This window comes from Fluviicoccus sp., from assembly GCF_030646115.1.
In the GTDB taxonomy this organism is placed as follows: Bacteria; Pseudomonadota; Gammaproteobacteria; order Pseudomonadales; family Moraxellaceae; genus Fluviicoccus.
This window is the reverse complement of record NZ_JAUSMX010000015.1, coordinates 166,158-183,540: the sequence shown is the minus strand read 5'-3', so window position 1 is coordinate 183,540 and position 17,383 is coordinate 166,158. Positions and strand designations below refer to the sequence as shown.

17 protein-coding genes are annotated in these 17,383 nt (G+C 59.9%); 11 read left to right on the top strand and 6 right to left on the bottom strand.

Translation table 11 applies throughout. The features are described from left to right. Window positions 1-93: 93 nt before the first annotated feature. From Q7T36_RS11300 to Q7T36_RS11285, 4 genes are all read left to right on the top strand, one after another. Window positions 94-390, top strand: coding sequence for a cytochrome c5 family protein (locus Q7T36_RS11300; protein WP_304848206.1), 297 nt, complete (start codon window positions 94-96; stop codon window positions 388-390). 16 nt (window positions 391-406) lie between these two features. Further along, a complete protein-coding gene (locus tag Q7T36_RS11295; RefSeq protein ID WP_304848203.1) occupies window positions 407-1,063 on the top strand; it encodes a cytochrome c in 657 nt (218 codons plus the stop codon). Between the two features lie 155 nt (window positions 1,064-1,218). Further along, complete coding sequence (locus Q7T36_RS11290; protein WP_304848200.1) at window positions 1,219-1,836, top strand: thiol:disulfide interchange protein DsbA/DsbL; 618 nt, start codon at window positions 1,219-1,221, stop codon at window positions 1,834-1,836. 73 nt (window positions 1,837-1,909) lie between these two features. Next, the gene (locus tag Q7T36_RS11285; RefSeq protein ID WP_304848197.1) at window positions 1,910-2,515 is read left to right on the top strand and encodes a glutathione S-transferase N-terminal domain-containing protein; all 606 of its coding nucleotides are present in this window, start codon (window positions 1,910-1,912) and stop codon (window positions 2,513-2,515) included. Window positions 2,516-2,570: 55 nt separating this feature from the next. Here Q7T36_RS11285 and Q7T36_RS11280 read toward each other — a convergent pair whose 3' ends face one another. The 3 genes from Q7T36_RS11280 to rdgB form a co-directional block, all read right to left on the bottom strand. Then, window positions 2,571-5,798, bottom strand: a complete 3,228-nt coding sequence (locus tag Q7T36_RS11280) for a FecR family protein (RefSeq protein ID WP_304848194.1) — start codon at window positions 5,796-5,798, stop codon at window positions 2,571-2,573. Window positions 5,799-5,813: 15 nt separating this feature from the next. Further along, window positions 5,814-7,124 (bottom strand): tetratricopeptide repeat protein, encoded by a 1,311-nt coding sequence (locus Q7T36_RS11275; RefSeq protein ID WP_304848191.1) that lies wholly within the window; start codon window positions 7,122-7,124, stop codon window positions 5,814-5,816. A 115-nt stretch (window positions 7,125-7,239) separates the two neighbouring features. Next, entirely contained in the window at window positions 7,240-7,851 is a 612-nt protein-coding gene (gene rdgB, locus Q7T36_RS11270) for an RdgB/HAM1 family non-canonical purine NTP pyrophosphatase (protein WP_304848188.1), read from the bottom strand. Between the two features lie 162 nt (window positions 7,852-8,013). On the opposite strand from rdgB, the gene Q7T36_RS11265 reads away from it, so the two are divergent. Continuing rightward, the gene (locus Q7T36_RS11265; protein WP_304848186.1) at window positions 8,014-9,009 is read left to right on the top strand and encodes a metallophosphoesterase; all 996 of its coding nucleotides are present in this window, start codon (window positions 8,014-8,016) and stop codon (window positions 9,007-9,009) included. Window positions 9,010-9,018: 9 nt separating this feature from the next. On the opposite strand, the gene metW is transcribed toward Q7T36_RS11265, so the two are convergent. The 3 genes from metW to Q7T36_RS11250 form a co-directional block, all read right to left on the bottom strand. Next, on the bottom strand, window positions 9,019-9,609 hold the full coding sequence (gene metW, locus Q7T36_RS11260) for a methionine biosynthesis protein MetW (RefSeq protein WP_304848184.1): 591 nt from the start codon (window positions 9,607-9,609) through the stop codon (window positions 9,019-9,021). After that, window positions 9,599-10,750: a homoserine O-acetyltransferase gene (locus Q7T36_RS11255; protein WP_304848181.1), complete on the bottom strand. Its 1,152-nt coding sequence runs from the start codon at window positions 10,748-10,750 to the stop codon at window positions 9,599-9,601. The genes metW and Q7T36_RS11255 overlap by 11 nt, the downstream gene beginning before the upstream one ends. 104 nt (window positions 10,751-10,854) lie before the next feature. Next, window positions 10,855-11,232, bottom strand: a complete 378-nt coding sequence (locus tag Q7T36_RS11250) for a hypothetical protein (RefSeq protein ID WP_304848178.1) — start codon at window positions 11,230-11,232, stop codon at window positions 10,855-10,857. A gap of 359 nt (window positions 11,233-11,591) precedes the next feature. Between Q7T36_RS11250 and mnmG the strand changes: the two genes are divergently transcribed. The 6 genes from mnmG (at window position 11,592) to Q7T36_RS11220 (ending at window position 17,382) form a co-directional block, all read left to right on the top strand. Next, complete coding sequence (mnmG, locus tag Q7T36_RS11245; protein WP_304848175.1) at window positions 11,592-13,478, top strand: tRNA uridine-5-carboxymethylaminomethyl(34) synthesis enzyme MnmG; 1,887 nt, start codon at window positions 11,592-11,594, stop codon at window positions 13,476-13,478. Between the two features lie 97 nt (window positions 13,479-13,575). After that, complete coding sequence (rsmG, locus tag Q7T36_RS11240; protein WP_304848171.1) at window positions 13,576-14,211, top strand: 16S rRNA (guanine(527)-N(7))-methyltransferase RsmG; 636 nt, start codon at window positions 13,576-13,578, stop codon at window positions 14,209-14,211. Between the two features lie 102 nt (window positions 14,212-14,313). Beyond that, window positions 14,314-15,093, top strand: a complete 780-nt coding sequence (locus Q7T36_RS11235) for a ParA family protein (RefSeq protein ID WP_304848167.1) — start codon at window positions 14,314-14,316, stop codon at window positions 15,091-15,093. A gap of 25 nt (window positions 15,094-15,118) precedes the next feature. Continuing rightward, on the top strand, window positions 15,119-16,015 hold the full coding sequence (locus Q7T36_RS11230; RefSeq protein WP_304848165.1) for a ParB/RepB/Spo0J family partition protein: 897 nt from the start codon (window positions 15,119-15,121) through the stop codon (window positions 16,013-16,015). Between the two features lie 24 nt (window positions 16,016-16,039). Next, window positions 16,040-16,738 carry a glutathione S-transferase family protein gene (locus Q7T36_RS11225; RefSeq protein WP_304848162.1) on the top strand — a complete coding sequence of 233 codons (699 nt, stop codon included), beginning with the start codon at window positions 16,040-16,042 and terminating at the stop codon, window positions 16,736-16,738. 8 nt (window positions 16,739-16,746) lie between these two features. Then, window positions 16,747-17,382 (top strand): START domain-containing protein, encoded by a 636-nt coding sequence (locus Q7T36_RS11220; RefSeq protein WP_304848159.1) that lies wholly within the window; start codon window positions 16,747-16,749, stop codon window positions 17,380-17,382. The last annotated feature ends 1 nt before the right edge of the window (window position 17,383 follow it).

The following is a 17,383-nucleotide window of genomic DNA, read 5'->3' as shown; positions in this document are numbered from 1 at the left end:
GTTAAGGGTATAATCAACGTAATTTTGGTCAGTCCGGGTGGATTTTGCCGGGAATTTTCCCGAAATCCACCGGTCTGGTCCTGGAGGCTGCTCATGTCAATGAAGTCTGCGACGCTTGTGGTGCTGGCCGGCCTGTGTCTGGTTGCCGCTGCCCGGGCGGACGGCATTGAAGCCAAGTATGCAAAAGCCTGCGCCACGTGTCATGGCTCCGGGGTCTTGAATGCCCCCAGAACGGGTGACAAGGCGGCTTGGGCGCCGCGTCTCCAGCAAGGTTTGCCGGTGTTGCTCAGTCATGTCAAGGGCGGCTTCAAGAACATGCCGGCCAAGGGGCTGTGCAACGATTGCTCTGATGCTGACTATGAAGCCCTGATCAAATTCATGTCTCAATAAACGTTTGGAACCCGCTATGAAGAAGTCTATTGCTGCCCTCGTCGCCGGTCTGGTCGTTGGTATGGCTCATGCCGCTCCCATGCCCAAGGGTGATGCCGCCGCCGGCCAGATGATGGCCGCCCAGTGCGCCGCCTGCCATGGAGCCGACGGCAACAGCGCTGCGCCCACTTTTCCCCGTTTGGCAGGCCAAGGCGCCCGTTACCTGTACAAGCAATTGACCGACTTTCGTGACGGTCGCCGCATGAACGCCCTGATGCAGCCCATGGCCATGGGCAAGACGGATCAGGATCTGGCGAATCTGGCGGCTTATTTCGCCACTCAAAAGTCAGGTGTCAACCTGGCCGACCCGGCGACCATTGCCGCTGGTGAGCGCCTGTATCGCGGTGGCAACGCCAAGAGCGGTGTCACGCCTTGCGCCGGTTGCCATGGCCCTGCCGGTCGCGGCAACAGCCTGGCAGGCTTCCCCAAGCTGGGCGGCCAGCATGCGGATTATGTGAAGGCACAATTGCAGGCCTTCCGCGCCGCCGGACGCGAAGACAATGTTGATCCTTCCCTGAAGCGTAACAACGATGCCGGCAAGCCGGGTGAGCCGGGCATCATGCAAATGGTTGCGGCCAAGTTGTCCGACAAGGACATCGAGTTGATCTCGAACTACGTTTCCGGTCTGCACTGATTCCGGAAGCCGGAAAACGCCCCGTGACGCGGGGCGTTTTCATTGGGGAACACAACGCAACAATTTCCGCACAGAGATGGCCTGCGGTCCGTCAAGGCCTTGGGCTATGCTCGTTGACAATAAGTTCATAACGATTCAACGATTCCGGAGTGACCATGAAAAAGTGGATGGCGGTGGTGATGTTGTGGCTGGCAGTGCCCATGTTGGCGTTGGCGGCGACCTTTGTGGAAGGAAAGGATTACCGGCGTCTGGCCACTCCCGGCCCGGTCGACAAGCCCGGTATGGTGGAAGTCCGTGAGTTCTTCTGGTACGGCTGTCCGCACTGTTTCCGTCTGGAACCGTTTGTTAGCACCTGGCTGAAAACCAAACCCTCCAATGTGAATTTCATCCGCACTCCTGCCGCCCTCAACCCGGTATGGGAAGGCAGCGCCCGCGGTTTTTATACCCTGGAGTTGATGGGAGCCGGGCTGGTGGATAAAACTCATGGCCCGCTGTTCAGCGCTATCCATGAAACACCCGCCCGCATTTTTGATGAAAACGCTCTGGCGAACTTCTACAGCCGATACGGGGTGGATCCTGCCAAATTCCGCAGTTTGTTCAACTCATTTGCGGTTACCGGCAAGGTGATGCAATCTAAGTCGCTGGCGCAAAAGTTTCAACTGGAAGGCGTGCCGGCAGTGGTGGTCAATGGCAAGTACGTGGTTTCGGGTGAGAGCGCCAAGGTGTTGGAAGTGGTGAATTACCTGATAGGTCTGGAACGCAAGAAAAAATAAGCGACTCAGGACGAATCAAGTATCAGAAGCCCGCATTTATGCGGGTTTTTTTATAAACATGGGAGTGGCGGAAATGAAACTGGTAGCGTCTTTAACAAGTCCTTTTGCGCGTAAAGTGCGTATTTTGTTACTGGAAAAACAGATCCCGTTTGAGCTGGTCGTGGACATTCCGTGGAATTCCGACACTCAGGTTCCCCTGCATAATCCCTTGGGCAAAGTGCCGGTGCTGGTGCTGGAGTCCGGCGAAACGGTCTATGATTCCCGGGTGATTGCGGCCTATCTGGAAACCTTGCCGGGCCGAAAATTCATTCCTCAGTACGATGTTGCGCGCATAGCCGTGTTACGCCTTGAGGCGTTGGCGGATGGTATTGCCGATGCGGCGGCGGCAGTCTTCATTGAGCGTAAACGCCCTCCGGTGCAGGTCAGCGATGACTGGATTGACCGGCAGATGCTGAAAATCCAGCGCGGTTTGGCGGGCTTGTCGGTATGGCTGGGTTCGAGGATGTATTTTGTCGGGGATGACGTGACACTGGCGGAAATTGCGGCTGTCAGCACGCTGGGCTATCTGGACTTCCGTTTTCCGGAGCTTGACTGGCGGCAGAGCCATCCGGCGTTGGCGAACATGGCTTTGCGGATGGAGCTGCGAGTGAGTGTGCAGCAAACGCAGCCCGTGGCGTGACGCCGTAAACAACAACGCCCCCTGAAGGAGGCGTTGGGTTTGGAGCGGTGCAGGGTCAGAGGGTGGGAGAGCCAATGCTGTGGTCGAAAGCGGCCACGCCGGAAACGGGAGCGGTGTTGACAGCAGTGTCGGCGGTGAAACGGTAGCCGATACCTACCATATCCGCTCCAGACCCGGCAATGAATCCGGAGGCCGTGCCGCTGCATCCGGTGCACGCCGTACCATTATTGGCGATGTTGAGCGTGTTGTAATTCAGTTGGGCGCCGCTCAAGGTGCCGGTGAAGCCCTTGGAGTCGACAGTGATCGCCGTCGTGATTGGATTGTTGTTGCCATCAAAGGCCGGCATGTTCATGCCCAAGCTCAGTGACGCGGTGGCTGTTGCGAAGTTGATCTGAACCTGACCGCTAGTCAGTGATCCTGCCGTGGAGGCAGGGGCTGAGGCGTTGCCGAGCAACTGGTAGGCCGTCGGCGCCGTTCCGCCCGCCAGATTGTAGGTAACGGTCCGACCCTGATCCGTGAAGCTCTGGATGGCCGTACCTGGACCGGTGGCGGAGGCCTCTCCAATCAGGTAGTGGATGCTGCTGCTGGACAAGCCTGTGGCTTCTTTGACGGCGTTGGTAGTGTCGTAGTAGACATGGGCAGTCGGGCTAGTCCACCGCGCCCAAGACAATGTGTTGCGGTAATGCTTGAGTTCAAGAGCTTCCGGCGCCGCAGCATTGTCCACCCGTCCAAACAGCTGTGTGGTATTACCCTGAGTGCCGGTTGCTTCGATCAGTCCGCCATTCAACTGGCTGAAGACGCGGGTTAAGCCGGTCAGCTTTTTTTCGGCCAGATCCAGTGCATCAGGGAAGAAGAGGGCAGTTGATTGCCCGGTCAAATCATCCGCCACCAGTCCGGTGGTGTCGAAAGTGGGCTGGATAACGGTAGCGCCGGTCTTGTCGAGTACGGCAACCCCCCCCAAGGCAGAGTTGGGAGAATGTATGATGCTGTAAGATACGCCGAGCATGTCGCCGTCATTGCCGGTGAAGAAGCCGGCAAGCACAGTGTCGCAGCCCGTACCGTTGCAACGGGAGTCCTGACCGCTGCTGATGGCTTTCAGCTCCCCGTTTTCAAGCTGGAAGCCGTTGCCGGCATTCAGGGAGGGTCGGCTGATGCCGTTTTTCAGGACGTTGTAGACAGTCTGGTTGGGGCCGATGCCGGTTGTCAGCTGCATGTCCACATCAATCAGGCCATCGGCGAGGTCCAAGTTCAAGTTCAGGCGATCCAGGGAGGATGCGATGACGGTGCCGTCACTGAAACGGGGCTTGGTAGCGAAGGAGCCATTCCCCGGATTGTAAAGCGAGTATTGCACCTTCAGGTTGCTGTCCGGAATTACGCTCGGAGTAACGCCAATCACATACGGCATAAAGGTTGTGAGGCCCAGGCCGAGGTTGGTTCCGGCATAGGTTAAGGAGCCATTGGTCAACTCACCGACGGCAACCAGGCGGTTGGTATCCGTCATCAGATTGGTGAAAGCGGCGCTGCCGCTGGCAAAAAGGTTACTGGGCGATGAGCCGGGATTCTCCACCAAGGACAACAACCCGCCTTGTTTGGCGCCGGGGTTTTGCTCAAAGTCAGCCTTGACGTCCAGGGTCACCAACTGGCCTTGTGCATCAGCGCGATCTACCGGGCTGGCAAAGGAGTACAGTGGAGAAATGCCGCTGCTGGCGCCATCGGTGGTGTCGGTCAAAGACGGATGGATGGCATATTCGCTGCCTTGGCCGAGGACAGCAACTCCATTAACACCGGATCCCTGTGCCCCATCAATGCTGTACGAACTGCCCAGCAGCCCGCCGTCGGGTCCGGTGAAGAAGGCGGAAATCCGGGTGTTACAGCCACTGCTGCTACATGAAGCATCCTGCTGGCTGGTGGCAGAGAGGCCGGAGATCAGGTCAAAACCGCTGCTGTTCAGGGAAATGTTGAGGCCTTTGCCGGAAGCGTTGTAGACCGTGGCGTTGCCGCCTGCCGCCGGCGTCAGGGTGACTTGCATCCTGTCGACATAAAGCTTGGCATTTTGCAGGTCGATACCCATATCCAGCGCATTCAAGACGCCGCTCATGGTGCTGCCGGAGGCCACCCGGGCTGCCGAGGCGTTGTTCAGGTGGTATTCCACATAAAAGCTGCCGGTGGGGCCAGCCACGGGGGTGCCGATGATGTAGGGCAGGAACTGATTGCTGCCTAGAACCTCCTCGGTGGGAACGGAACTGTTGCCGAGCAATAGTTTGCCGTCGGTCCATTCGCCGTAGCTGAGGCCGCCGCCATCCCACAAGCCGGTATGGACGTTGGCCTGTTTGGCTCCGTCGGTTTCGGGCCGGTTAATGAGCGAAGAGCCGCCCTCGCCGCTAAACAGGGTCAGCAGGCCGCCACGCGTATTGTGACCCGGGTTGAAGGTAGCGCCAACACCGGAAGTCCGTGAGCTGTTGGTGTCAAACAGACTGCGAATCACCGGACTGGCAAAGGCATAGAGCGGGGTGCTGTTAACGGTATCCGTCAGGATCGGAGTGTTGGGCTCGGTCGGGACGCCGCCCACTGAGCCATCTTCACCAACTTGCTCACCGGAACGGATGTCGCTTTCGTCGCGATCTTCGTTCCGCGCCATTTCCAGCCGGTTTTCACCCTCACCGGCAGGGCCGTCAGCGCGCGCGCCGACCGTCGTGCCTTCAGGGGCCGGGCCAGGGGCTTCGCCATCCCGCGTCTGGAAGGTCTGGCCGGTGCCGACATTGCTGCTTCCGGAGTCATTGCTAAGGTTAACCATGCCGTGATTGACGCTGACCAGCAGCAGGCCGTTGCGATAGCTGCTGGCATAGCCGGTGCCGCGGATGCCGATGGTGGCGACCGGGGTCTTGACCTTGTAGTTGGCGCGGTTGACCTTGCCGATGGCGCCGCTGACCGTGCGCATGCTGCCGCGAACAAAGTTGAACAGCAGCGAACCTTCTTCCGGCTTGGCCTTGGAGAAGGTGTAGTTGTCGACGCCGAAGACGGTATCCGGCTGCAGGCTGAGGAAGCTGCCGTCGGTGAAGCGGATTTGCGCCCGTCCACGATTGGTTTCAATGCGTTCGCCGCTGTTGATGAAATCGCCCCGGGTCAGGGTGCGCTTGCTGCCGTCGGCGCTGACGGCGACAACACCGCCGGAGACGAAGTTGACGCGACCGGCGGTTTCGGCAACGGCCATGCCCGACAGGGTCATGGCCACGAGAGCGGCCAGCAGTCCTTGCGGGTTGAGAAGTTGGGTTCTGGTATTCATGATTCTCGTGCTCCCTTACAGGTCGTAGCGCAGGTCAAGGCTGATGACGTGGCGGTCAAAATCGTAAATGACGGTGTTGGAGTTGTTTTGTGTGAAGGTAAAGACTGGTTGCAGGGTCAGCGTCGGCTTTATCCGCCAGGCCAGCCCCAAACTGAGGTCAGTCTGCTTGTCGTCCCGGACGATGCCGTTGATCAGCTGGGGCGTATCGTAATTGCGGGATTCGTAACTGATTGAGCTGTTCATGCGCAAAGTGTTGGAGAAGGACAATGCCCCCCCGGCACGCAGCCCGGAAAAGTCATTGGCGAACTGGGTGGAGGGGGCGGCATGGCTGGTGGTTTTTTCATTGCCGGTGTAGGCGCTAGCAAAGACAACCGGGCTATAGGCGCCATCAAAGCCTTGTGACCAGGCGACTCCACCCGTAAGGCGGTCGGCGTCACGGCTGGTTTGGCTGTCGTAGCGCATGCGGTTGGTCTGCAGGAAACAGGCGAACTGGCCGGTAAGGCCGATGTCGCGCTGATACTGGCCGCTGAGCCCGACCACATCGCGATAGGCGCTGCCATCCAGCCACATTTTCTGCAGGGAAAGCTTGGTGCCGATCTGGCCGCCGCTTAGCAGGTAGTTGGCTCCCAGATTGCCATCCAGCATGTGGTAGCTGAATTGGGATTCGTCAAAATAGTTTCGAAGGTTGAGACCGATATCGCCGCTACTATTGAACTTTGGGGTATGGCGATAAATGAAAGAACCACCTGTCTGAAGCCCGGCAAAGCTGCTTTCCAGGCGACGGTTCTGAGCATTCAGGGGGAACACGAAACCAGGTATGGCAAACTGGCTGGCATCCGTGGCGCTGTTGGCATTGCTGTCAAAGCCGGCGCCTGCCTGGGCATAGGCCCTTAGCTGGCGTTTTTCCTGCTTCTCGCGCACGCTTACCGCACCCAGGAACTTGCTGACCAGTTCCTGCACCTGCGCCGGCGGATTATAAGCCTGGATGGTTTCCAGTTCGGCCCGAGCATTGGCGGTTTCACCCATGGCCAAGTGCGTCCGCGCCATCTGCACCCGGCACGGACCGTTTTCCGGCTGTGCGGTCAGGCAGCGTTCAAAGGCAAACACGGCATTGCTGGGGTCGCCGGTTTCCAGCAGGGCCTGTCCCAACAGGTAATCGTAATCTGGATCACCGGCACGCTCATCTTCCAGCGGGGCCAGTAAAGCAACCGCATCGGCGGCTTTCTGTCCGGCCAACAGGCTTTCCGCCTGCTGCAGCACTTCGTCGGCCATAACGCCGGTGGAGGTGGCCAGCAGGGTGGCCAAAGTCAGTAACTTCAAACGCATGATGTCGATCCCTGTTGGGGTGTTAATCGATTCTAGTGGTCAAATTCTGTTCCGGCCATACCCGGTGACGCACGATCACCCGCATAAGCCGGAACGCGTTCGGTTTTCTACCCTTTTACAGCGTCGAGAGGGTATTGCGCAACAGGTGCAGCAATTGGTTCATCGCCTGTGCGCGGTGACTGATCCGGTTTTTCAGGGATCGGTCCAGTTCGGCGCTGCTGCAATGCTTTTCACGAACCAGAAACAGAGGGTCATAACCGAATCCGTTGTTGCCTTGAGGGGCGGGCAGGATTTCTCCTTCCCACAAGCCCTGGCAGATCAGCGGCAGCGGGTCGTCGGCATGACGCACCAGCACCAGCACGCAGACAAAGCGCGCCGTCAGTGGGATGCCGCTGCGGCGGAATGGCAGCAGGGTCTGTAACAGTTGGGTGTTGTTGGCGGCATCATCCGCACCGGGTCCGGCATAGCGGGCGGAATAGATGCCCGGTGCGCCGCCCAGCACATCCACGCACAGGCCGGAGTCGTCCGCCAACGCCGGCAGGCCGGAAATGGCGGCGGCGTGCCGGGCCTTGATCAGCGCATTTTCCACAAAGGTGAGGCCGGTTTCCTCGGCATCGCTGATGCCCAGCGACTTCTGGCTGATGACCTCGATATGCAGGCCGTTGAGCAATTCTTGCAACTCTTTCAGTTTTCCGGGATTACCGGTGGCGATAACCAGTTTTTTCATGATTCGATATCCAGCGGGCCTTGCCTGATTCTAGAGCCATTGCGAGTATTTGACGACCCGACAGTGGTAGGGTAAGCGACTGTGGATAAAACTGTGCATAAGTCGTGACTTTTCGGTTGTGGCTTATTCTTGTGGATAACTTTGTGGATAAGTGTGGTTGCCATGAGATTCGGCCGTTACAAGGTAAGTGCAGGGCTTGGGTTGGGCATATTGGCCCTGATCCTGGCGGTCCCGGCCGTGCAGCAGGCGCGTGCCGCGTGGACCCCCGATCCGGGCCTGACCCTGTTCAGGGCGTTGTTGTTCCATGAAAGCGGGTTGTTATGGCCTCTGGTGGTTGTGATGGCCGTAGGAGTGCATCGGCTCTGGTTTTCACGGGCATTCGGCATCGTGATGGCGGTGCTGTTCCTGCTGGGAATTTATGCCCGGTTTGTGGAACCCAATTTACTGTTTGTGCGCGCCACTGTGATCCAGGCCGGTTATCCGTTGAAGGTGGCGCTGGTCAGCGACATGCACTACGGTTTGTTTTCCAGCCCCGGGCAAATGCAGCGACTGGTGGATCGGTTGAATACCCTGGAGGTGCAGGCGGTGCTGGTGGCCGGGGACTGGACGTATGAGCCGGGGCGTCACGAGGATCTGGCTTTGCTGCTGGCCCCGTTCAGGCAGTTGCGCCACCCGGTGTATTCCGTGCCCGGCAACCACGACGGGCAGCAGCCCGGCCCGCCGCTGGAGCGTGAATTGCGGGCGGCCTTGCTCCACAACGGAATTCAGCCGATTGAAGGCGGTGAGGTGAATCTGGGGCCGGTGACGCTGGTGGGGTTGCGCGACTTGTGGGCTGAATCGACGGGTGCCGGGCGTTTGCCGTCTTTGGCGTCATCCGGCAAGAAGCTGCTGCTGCTGACCCATAATCCCGATCTGATGGAGGAATTGCCGCCGTTGCCGGTTCCGGCGCTGATGCTGGCGGGTCATACCCATGGCGGTCAGGTCAATCTGCCCTGGCTGACGGAGCGGATGCTGGCCGGGGTGACCCGTCACGGATACAAGCGCGGGCTGTATCAGCGGCCCAACGGGCAGGTGTTTGTCACCAGCGGCGTGGGCATGATCGGCCTGCCGCTGCGTTTCGCCATGCCGCCGGTGATTGATGTACTGGAAATACGCTGAAGCCTGCGTTCAGCGCGTGACGCGGTAAATCGCGACTTCACCAAACATGTTGGGGAACTGGCGCATCAGAAGGCTGCCCTGCTGGTCGCCGTCGACGGCGCGGCGGTTGAGCACGGTGACGCCTTTCTCTGCACACAGGGCTTCAAAATCGCGGAAGGTGCAGAGGTGGATGTTCGGGGTGTTGTACCAGGAGTAGGGCAGGGCTTTCGACACCGGCATCATGCCGCGCCAGAACAGGTAACCGCGTGTTTTCCAGTGGGCGAAGTTGGGGAAGGTGATGATGGCCTGCTTCGCCACCCGCAGCATGTCTTCCAGCAATTCATCCGGCTTGGCCACGGCTTGCAGCGCCTGCGTCATGATGACGCTGTCGAAGGTGGCGTCGCCGAAGTTGCCCAGCCCTTCATTGAGGTTCTGCTGGATGACGTTGACGCCGCGCGCAACGCCGGCGCTGATCTTGTCTTCATCAATTTCCAGTCCGTAGCCATGGACATTGAAATTGTCGCGCAGGTGCGCCAGCAGCTCGCCGTCGCCGCAGCCCAGGTCCAGCACCCGGCTGCCGGGCTGAATCCATTGTTCGGCCAGTCGCAAGTCAAGACGCATGGGGAGCCTCGTCAATCCGGTTCAGGAAGTTCTTCAGCAGGGTGATGTAGCGTGGAATCGGGAACAGGAAGGAGTCGTGGCCTTGTGGCGCGTCGATATCGGCATAGGAGACATCCTTGCGTTCGGCAATCAGTGCGTTGACGATTTCCTGCGAGCGCGACGGAGCAAAACGCCAGTCGGTGGTGAAGGATATCACCAGGAAGCGGCAGGTGGCCCGCGCCAGCGCGGCCTGCAGATTGTTGTCGTATTCGCGGGCGGGGTCAAAGTAGTCCAGCGCCTTGGTCATCAACAGGTAGGTGTTGGCGTCGAAATAGCGCGAGAAGGTTTCGCCCTGATAACGCAGGTACGACTCCACCTGGAATTCCACATCATAGCCGAAGGCGAACTGGCCGCTTTTCAGATCACGGCCGAATTTTTGCTTCATGGCGTCGTCGGACAGGTACGTAATGTGTCCGACCATGCGCGCCAGGATCAGCCCGCGCTTGGGATAGGTGTCGTATTCGTAGTAGTGGCCGCCGTAGAAGTCCGGGTCGGAGAGGATGGCCTGCCGTGCTACTTCGTTGAAGGCAATGTTCTGCGCCGACAGCTTGGGGGCGCTGGCGATGATGACGGCGTTGCGGATACGGTCCGGGTAATCCACCGCCCATTGCATCACCTGCATGCCGCCCAGCGAACCACCCACCACAGCGGCCCAGGCGTCAATACCCAGGTGGTCGGCCAGACGGGCCTGCACCTGCACCCAGTCCTTGACGGTGACCAGCGGGAAGTCGGGGCCATAGTTCTTGCCGGTGGCTGGGTTGAGCGAGGACGGGCCGGTGGAGCCGTGGCAGCCGCCCAGGTTGTTGAGGGCGACCACGAAAAAGCGGTTGGTGTCGATGGCCTTGCCGGGGCCGATGCAGGTATCCCACCAGCCGGGCTTGCCGTCATCGAGGCTGTTGTAGCCGGCGGCATGATGGTGGCCGGACAGCGCGTGGCAGATCAGCAGGGCGTTGGACTTGCCGGCGTTGAGCGTGCCGTAGGTTTCATAGACAAGGTCGTAGCTCTCCAGCACGCGGGAGCACACCAGGGTCAGCGGTGTATCGACATGCAGGGTCTGTGGCGTAACCAGCCCGACCGAATCGGGGGGCAATGTCTGGGGCATCGGTGTAAACCGGCAGGGTGCAAGGGGGATTCAAGTCTAAAGAGAGTGGGGAAGGGGTGCAAGCCGGACGCGCATGGTCGGCGTCCGGCCACATCAGCGGGAAATCAGGCGAGGTTGAGCGCCGGCATGTAGGGGATGGTCAGGTCATCCTTGTTGGCCAGATGCGACTCCAGCATTTCCAGCAAACCGACAAACTCTTTGGCACGGGCCGGCTTCTTCAATGAGAACACCGATCGCTTCATCTTCTCGGGGTCGGTGCTGTAGCCCACGACCACGGACATCGGCTTGCCGGGCTCGGCATGCGGATAAACCGGTTTGGCGTCATCCAGATCCACAAAAACCACATCGGCATAGCCTTCCGGCAGATAACTCCAACGGGCGGAGCGGGAGGTTTGGGAAATGATTCCCACCAGCGATTTGAAGACCAGACGGTCTTGCTCCTTGCTGGAGGTACAGGAAAGCGAAAGTGTATTGCCGGTCATGATGCACCCCGTTTGTCACATTATTGATATTTGTAGGATATAAAAATAGCGACGCTGACTAAGCCGGTTGGGACGAAAATGCAAGAGTGTCCATAAGGGTGAGCGTCAATAATTGTTAATTTATCGTAAATACAGCTGTACAAAGGAAAGTATGGGACAAAGGGGCCTTTTTTCCAGATTAGCTGTGCTGATAAATTCAATAATGTGAACTATGCCCGTTTTTTTCCGGCATTGGCCCTAAAACCGGGGACTCCCTCGCGGTAAAGGTCGAACTCCCCGGACGGCTGGTTTATAATTGCCCGTTCGATTCAAGGCCGGTTCCCGGTGTCTTCAGCGGCAATTCCCCCAGCGGTGGTGTTATGCGTTATCCCAAATTTTACGATGTCATTGTCATCGGCGGCGGTCATGCCGGTACCGAAGCCGCTTTGGCGGCGGCGCGCATGGGTTGCCAGACCCTGCTGCTGACCCACAACATCGAGACGCTGGGGCAGATGAGCTGCAATCCCGCCATCGGCGGCATCGGCAAGAGCCATCTGGTCAAGGAAATCGACGCCTTGGGCGGCGCCATGGCGCTGGCCACTGACCTCGGCGGCATCCAGTTCCGCGTGCTGAACGGCAGCAAGGGCCCGGCGGTGCGCGCCACCCGCGCTCAGGCCGACCGCGTGCTGTACAAGGCGGCCATTCGCGGCATCCTCGAAAACCAGCCCAATCTCGATATTTTCCAGCAGGCTGCCGACGACCTGATTGTGGAAGGCGAGACGGTGAAGGGCGTGGTCACGCAAACCGGCATCCGCTTCGACACCAAAACCGTGGTGCTGACCACCGGCACTTTCTTGGGCGGTGTCATCCACATCGGGCTGGAAAACCACAAGGGTGGCCGCGCCGGGGACCCGCCATCCATTGCACTGGCCAACCGCCTGCGTGAACTGCCGCTGCGCGTCGGCCGTCTGAAGACCGGCACGCCGCCGCGCATCGACGCCAAGTCCGTCGACTTCAGCGTCATGACGCCGCAGCCGGGCGACACCCCGATTCCGGTGATGTCGTTCATGGGCAACGTCGCCATGCACCCGGAACAGGTCAACTGCTGGATCACCCACACCAACGAGCAGACCCACGACATCATCCGCGGCGGCCTTGACCGTTCGCCGATGTACACCGGTGTCATTGAAGGCGTTGGTCCGCGCTATTGCCCGTCGATCGAGGACAAGATCCATCGTTTCGCCGACAAAAATTCGCATCAGGTGTTCATTGAGCCGGAAGGCCTGAAGACCCACGAGCTGTACCCCAACGGCATTTCCACCAGCCTGCCGTTTGACGTGCAACTGTCGCTGGTGCGTTCCATCAAGGGCATGGAAAACGCGCACATTACCCGCCCCGGCTACGCTATTGAATACGATTTCTTCGACCCGCGCGACCTGAAGCACACGCTGGAAACCCGCGTCATTCACAACCTGTATTTCGCCGGGCAGATCAACGGCACCACCGGTTATGAAGAAGCCGGGGCGCAGGGGCTGCTGGCCGGGATCAACGCCGGGCTGCGTGCACAGGACAAGGATGGCTGGTATCCCACCCGTGATGTCGCCTATCTGGGTGTGCTGGTTGATGACCTGATCACCTTGGGCACCAAGGAACCGTACCGCATGTTCACCTCGCGCGCCGAATACCGGTTGCTGCTGCGCGAGGACAATGCCGACCAGCGCCTGACCGAAACCGGCCGTAAGTTGGGGTTGGTGGACGATGCCCGCTGGGCCGCCTACTGCGAGAAGCAGGAAGGCATCGCCCGCGAGAGCCAGCGCCTTAAATCAGTGATGGCGCATCCCGGCAGCACGCTGGGTCAGCGTTTCGCCGAGCTGACCGGGCAGGAACTGAGCAAGGAGAACACCTTGCTGGAGCTGCTGAAGCGGCCGCAGGTCAACTTCGCCCATGTTGCTGAACTGGCGGGCATTGACGTGGCCCCGGAAGTGGGCGAGCAGATTGAGATCAACGCCAAGTACGCCGGTTATATTGACCGCCAGCAGGACGAGATCGACAAGCTGCGCGCCCATGAGGAAATGACGTTGCCCGATGACTTCGACTATGACCGTGTTTCCGGCCTGTCGAATGAGGTGAAGGCGAAGCTGAAGGCGACGCGCCCGGAGACGCTCGCGCAGGCGGGGCGCATTCCCGGCCTCACGCCGGCGGCCGTGTCGCTGTTGATGATCTATTTGAAGAAGCACGGCATGGCCAACATGCGGCTGGCGGGTTGAACGCAGGATGCAGGTCGGGCTTCAGCCCGACAATACCCTTCGCCCGGAGAACGGTGTCGGGCTGAAGCCCGACCTACAGGAATAATCAGGATTTTGCATGACTGACACACCACAACTCGCCACTTTGCTCGACAGCGGTATCCGTCAATTGCAGCTGGAGCTGCCGGTAGGCAGCAATGAGCGGCTCCTGTCCTACGTGACGGCGTTGCAAAAGTGGAACAGCGCTTATAATCTGACGGCCATTCGCGACCCCAAGGACATGGTGGTCAAGCATTTGCTGGATTCGCTGGCGGTTTCGCCGCATGTGCGCTCCGGCAGCCTGCTGGATGTCGGCACCGGTGCGGGCCTGCCCGGCCTGGTGCTGGCGATGGTGCGCCCCGACCTGCAGGTGGACCTGCTGGACAGCAACAGCAAGAAAACCCGTTTCCTGGTGCAGATGGCCGCACAATTCGGCTTGAAGAACGTCAAGGTGCATCATGCCCGCGTCGAGCAGGCCAAGCTGCCGCCGCAGGCGCAGATTATCAGCCGCGCCTTTGCCAGCCTCAACGACTTCGCCCACTGGTGCGGTCACCTGATGGCGGACGACGGCCTGCTGCTGGCGATGAAGGGCTTGTACCCGCAGGACGAGATCGATGCCTTGCCCGCACCGTTCGCCGTCCGTGAAACGCATGTGCTGACGGTGCCGTATCTGGCTGAGGCACGTCATCTGGTGGTCATTGGCAAAAACGCCTGAGACGGCGCGCCCGACGGGGTGCGCCACGGAGCGGGCGGTCCGCCCCTCCCGACCCTCCCGGTGTTTCCGGGGAGGGAACCTGATTAGTGAAGGAAACCTGACATGACGCAAATTCTCGCCATCGCCAACCAGAAGGGCGGAGTCGGCAAAACCACCACCTCCGTGAACCTCGCCGCCTCGCTGGCCGCCGTCAAGCGCAAGGTGCTGCTGGTGGACCTGGACCCGCAGGGCAACGCCACCATGGGCTCCGGTCTGGAAAAGCACAGCCTGCCGTACTCGGTGTACGAGGTGCTGCTGGGCAATGCGTCGATCAACGTCGCCGTGCAGCCGACCCCCAAGGCCGGTTACGACGTGCTGGGTTCCAACCGTGAACTGAGCGGCGCGGAACTGGAACTGATGGACATGGAGAGCCGTGAAACCCGTCTCAAGGACGCGCTGGCTTCCCTGACCAAGAAATACGACTACATCGTCATCGATTGCGCGCCGTCGCTGAGCCTGCTGACGCTGAATGCGCTGGTGGCGGCCGACGGCGTCATCATTCCCATGCAGTGCGAATACTATGCGCTGGAAGGGCTGGCCGACCTGACCAATACCATTGAACGCATGACACAGCGCCTCAACCCGTCGCTGCAGATCCGGGGCATCCTGCGTACCATGTTCGACCCGCGCAATACCCTGGCCAACGACGTTTCCGCCGAACTGACCAAGCATTTCGGCGACAAGGTGTTTGAAACCGTGATTCCGCGCAACGTCCGCCTTGCCGAAGCGCCTGCGCACGGGCTGCCGGTGATGTACTATGACAAGGGTTCACGCGGGGCGTTTGCATATTTGACGCTGGCGGCCGAACTGCTGAAAAAAGAGAAGAAAAGAAAAACAGCCTGACGGCCCCGGCTTTTGAGAATTGACCATGAGTACAAAGAAACGCGGTTTGGGTGGTGGACGCGGTCTGGATTCCCTGTTGGGAGCCCGCAAAGTCATGGAAGAAGTCGAAGCGATTGAGGCCAACCCCACGGCGCCGGCGGTGACCAGCGCCCTGCAAAGCCTGCCTATTGAACAATTGCAGCGCGGCCGGTACCAGCCGCGCCGCGACATGAATCCGGCGGCGCTGCAGGAGCTATCCGATTCGGTCAAGGCGCAGGGCGTGATGCAGCCGGTGGTGGTGCGCTCCATCGGTCCAAAGCAGTATGAAATCATTGCCGGTGAACGTCGCTGGCGCGCCGCGCAGATGGCCGGGCTGGACACCATTCCCGCGATCATTCGTGAAATTCCCGATGAAACCGCCATTGCCTGGGCGCTGATCGAGAACATCCAGCGCGAAGACCTGAACCCGATGGAGCAGGCGGTGGCGATGCAGCGTTTCGCCGATGAATTCGAGATGACGCACCAGCAGATCGCCGACGCCGTCGGCAAGGCCCGCGCCACCGTCACCAACCTGCTGCGCCTGACGCAGTTGCCGCGTGATGTGAAGACGCTGCTGGAGCACGGCGACCTGGAAATGGGGCATGCCCGCACCTTGCTGGCGCTGCCCGAAGCGCAGCAGACTGAAGTAGCGCGCACCATCGTCGCCAAGGGCTTGTCCGTCCGCCAGACCGAAGCACTGGTGCGCAGCCTGCTGGCCGCCAAGGACAAACCGGCCCAGAAGCCGGCCAAGGCCGACCCCAATGTCGCCGAGTTGCAGCAGTGGCTGGCCGAGCGTTTGGGCGCCGGGGTGGACATCCAGTACAACAAGAAGGGCAAGGGCAAGGTCGTGATCAGTTACAACTCTTTTGAGGAACTGGACGGCATTCTGGCGCATATTCAATAGATTGAAGGTTGCGGGAGGGCCGCCATGATCGAGTTGTACCAATTCCATCCGTCTCTGGGACTCCCGAACATGAGTTCCTTCTGCCTGAAGCTGGAAACCTGGCTGCGCATGGCCGGGCTGCCTTACGAAAACCATTACACCAACGATCCGCGTGAAGCACCGCTGGGCAAGCTGCCCTCCCTTAAAGTGGATAACCGGTTGATTCCGGATTCCACGCTCTGCATTGACTACCTGAAACACAAGCACGATATCGATTTTGACCGTCACCTGACGCCGGAGCAGAAGGCGCAGTCGCATGTCTTGAAAGCCCTGCTGGAAGACCGGCTGTATTTTGCGGCGCTATACAGTCGTTGGGCAGATGGCCGGTATTGGCCGCAATTTCGCGATTCGCTGTTCGGCAAGCTGCCGTTTCCGGTGCGCAAGGTGTTGCCGCAGGTGATCCAGCAGAAAATGAAACGCGACTTGCAGGGGCAGGGTACGGCCAAGCATAGTCCGGAGCAGGTCTATGCCTTTGCCTCGCAGGATGTGGCGGTCTTGTCGGCGCTGCTGGGCGACAAAGCCTATTTCTTTGGGGATGAGCCCAGCGAGATTGACGCTTCGGCCTTCGGGCTCATTGCGCAGCTGACATTGATTACGGACAACTCCCCCTGGCCGCCGATTGTGGCGCCTTATCCCAACCTGCGCGCGTATGCCGAGCGCATGCGGCAGCGTTACTTCCCCTGAGGTATTGCGTGCCTGCCATCTGGGTGTCCGGCTTGCTGGCGGCGTGTCTGATGACCGCCGCGCTGGCGGATGACGGATGGGACTTGTCCCGCGAGGATGCACCGCGCCAGATCAAGGTCTATACCCGCGCCCAGGCGGACAGTGATTACGACGAATTCCGCGCCGAAATGCTGGCGCCGCAGTCCATCGACACCGTGGTGGCGGTCTTGCGCGACATTCCGGCCTGGCCGGAGTGGATTGCCCGCATCCGCAAGGTGAAGTTGCTGCGTCATGAGGGCGAGTCGAACTGGGTATATGTGGTGTACAAGCTGCCGTATCCCTTCAAGGAGCGGGATACAGTGCTGCAGTCGCTGCTGCGCCGCGAGGGCAAGGGCGGGGTGGTGACGATCCGCAGCATGGCGGTGCGCAATGTCCCGATGCCGGAGCAGGATGGCAAGCGGGTGCATCTGTATGACTTGCAAAGCACCTGGCGGCTGACGCCGTTGCCGGGCGGCGGCACCCGCATTGAACTGTCCGGACATGGCGCGCCGGGGGGCTTCATGCCGTCGCTGGTCTTCAATTACAACTTGGCGGATGAGCCGCAGCAGACGATGCGGTTGTTGCGGGTGATGCTGGGGAGGGAAAAGTACCAGCCGAAGAAGTAAG

Bases quoted from the DNA above. Each gene is read 5' to 3' on its own strand.
- rsmG (WP_304848171.1), top strand. From the start codon at position 13,576: ATGACTGACACACCACAACTCGCCACTTTGCTCGACAGCGGTATCCGT.
- Q7T36_RS11290 (WP_304848200.1), top strand. From the start codon at position 1,219: ATGAAAAAGTGGATGGCGGTGGTGATGTTGTGGCTGGCAGTGCCCATG.
- metW (WP_304848184.1), bottom strand. From the start codon at position 9,609: ATGCGTCTTGACTTGCGACTGGCCGAACAATGGATTCAGCCCGGCAGC.
- mnmG (WP_304848175.1), top strand. From the start codon at position 11,592: ATGCGTTATCCCAAATTTTACGATGTCATTGTCATCGGCGGCGGTCAT.
- Q7T36_RS11300 (WP_304848206.1), top strand. From the start codon at position 94: ATGTCAATGAAGTCTGCGACGCTTGTGGTGCTGGCCGGCCTGTGTCTG.
- Q7T36_RS11285 (WP_304848197.1), top strand. From the start codon at position 1,910: ATGAAACTGGTAGCGTCTTTAACAAGTCCTTTTGCGCGTAAAGTGCGT.
- Q7T36_RS11235 (WP_304848167.1), top strand. From the start codon at position 14,314: ATGACGCAAATTCTCGCCATCGCCAACCAGAAGGGCGGAGTCGGCAAA.
- Q7T36_RS11255 (WP_304848181.1), bottom strand. From the start codon at position 10,750: ATGCCCCAGACATTGCCCCCCGATTCGGTCGGGCTGGTTACGCCACAG.
- Q7T36_RS11250 (WP_304848178.1), bottom strand. From the start codon at position 11,232: ATGACCGGCAATACACTTTCGCTTTCCTGTACCTCCAGCAAGGAGCAA.
- Q7T36_RS11280 (WP_304848194.1), bottom strand. From the start codon at position 5,798: ATGAATACCAGAACCCAACTTCTCAACCCGCAAGGACTGCTGGCCGCT.
- Q7T36_RS11230 (WP_304848165.1), top strand. From the start codon at position 15,119: ATGAGTACAAAGAAACGCGGTTTGGGTGGTGGACGCGGTCTGGATTCC.
- Q7T36_RS11265 (WP_304848186.1), top strand. From the start codon at position 8,014: ATGAGATTCGGCCGTTACAAGGTAAGTGCAGGGCTTGGGTTGGGCATA.
- Q7T36_RS11225 (WP_304848162.1), top strand. From the start codon at position 16,040: ATGATCGAGTTGTACCAATTCCATCCGTCTCTGGGACTCCCGAACATG.
- Q7T36_RS11275 (WP_304848191.1), bottom strand. From the start codon at position 7,124: ATGCGTTTGAAGTTACTGACTTTGGCCACCCTGCTGGCCACCTCCACC.
- Q7T36_RS11295 (WP_304848203.1), top strand. From the start codon at position 407: ATGAAGAAGTCTATTGCTGCCCTCGTCGCCGGTCTGGTCGTTGGTATG.
- rdgB (WP_304848188.1), bottom strand. From the start codon at position 7,851: ATGAAAAAACTGGTTATCGCCACCGGTAATCCCGGAAAACTGAAAGAG.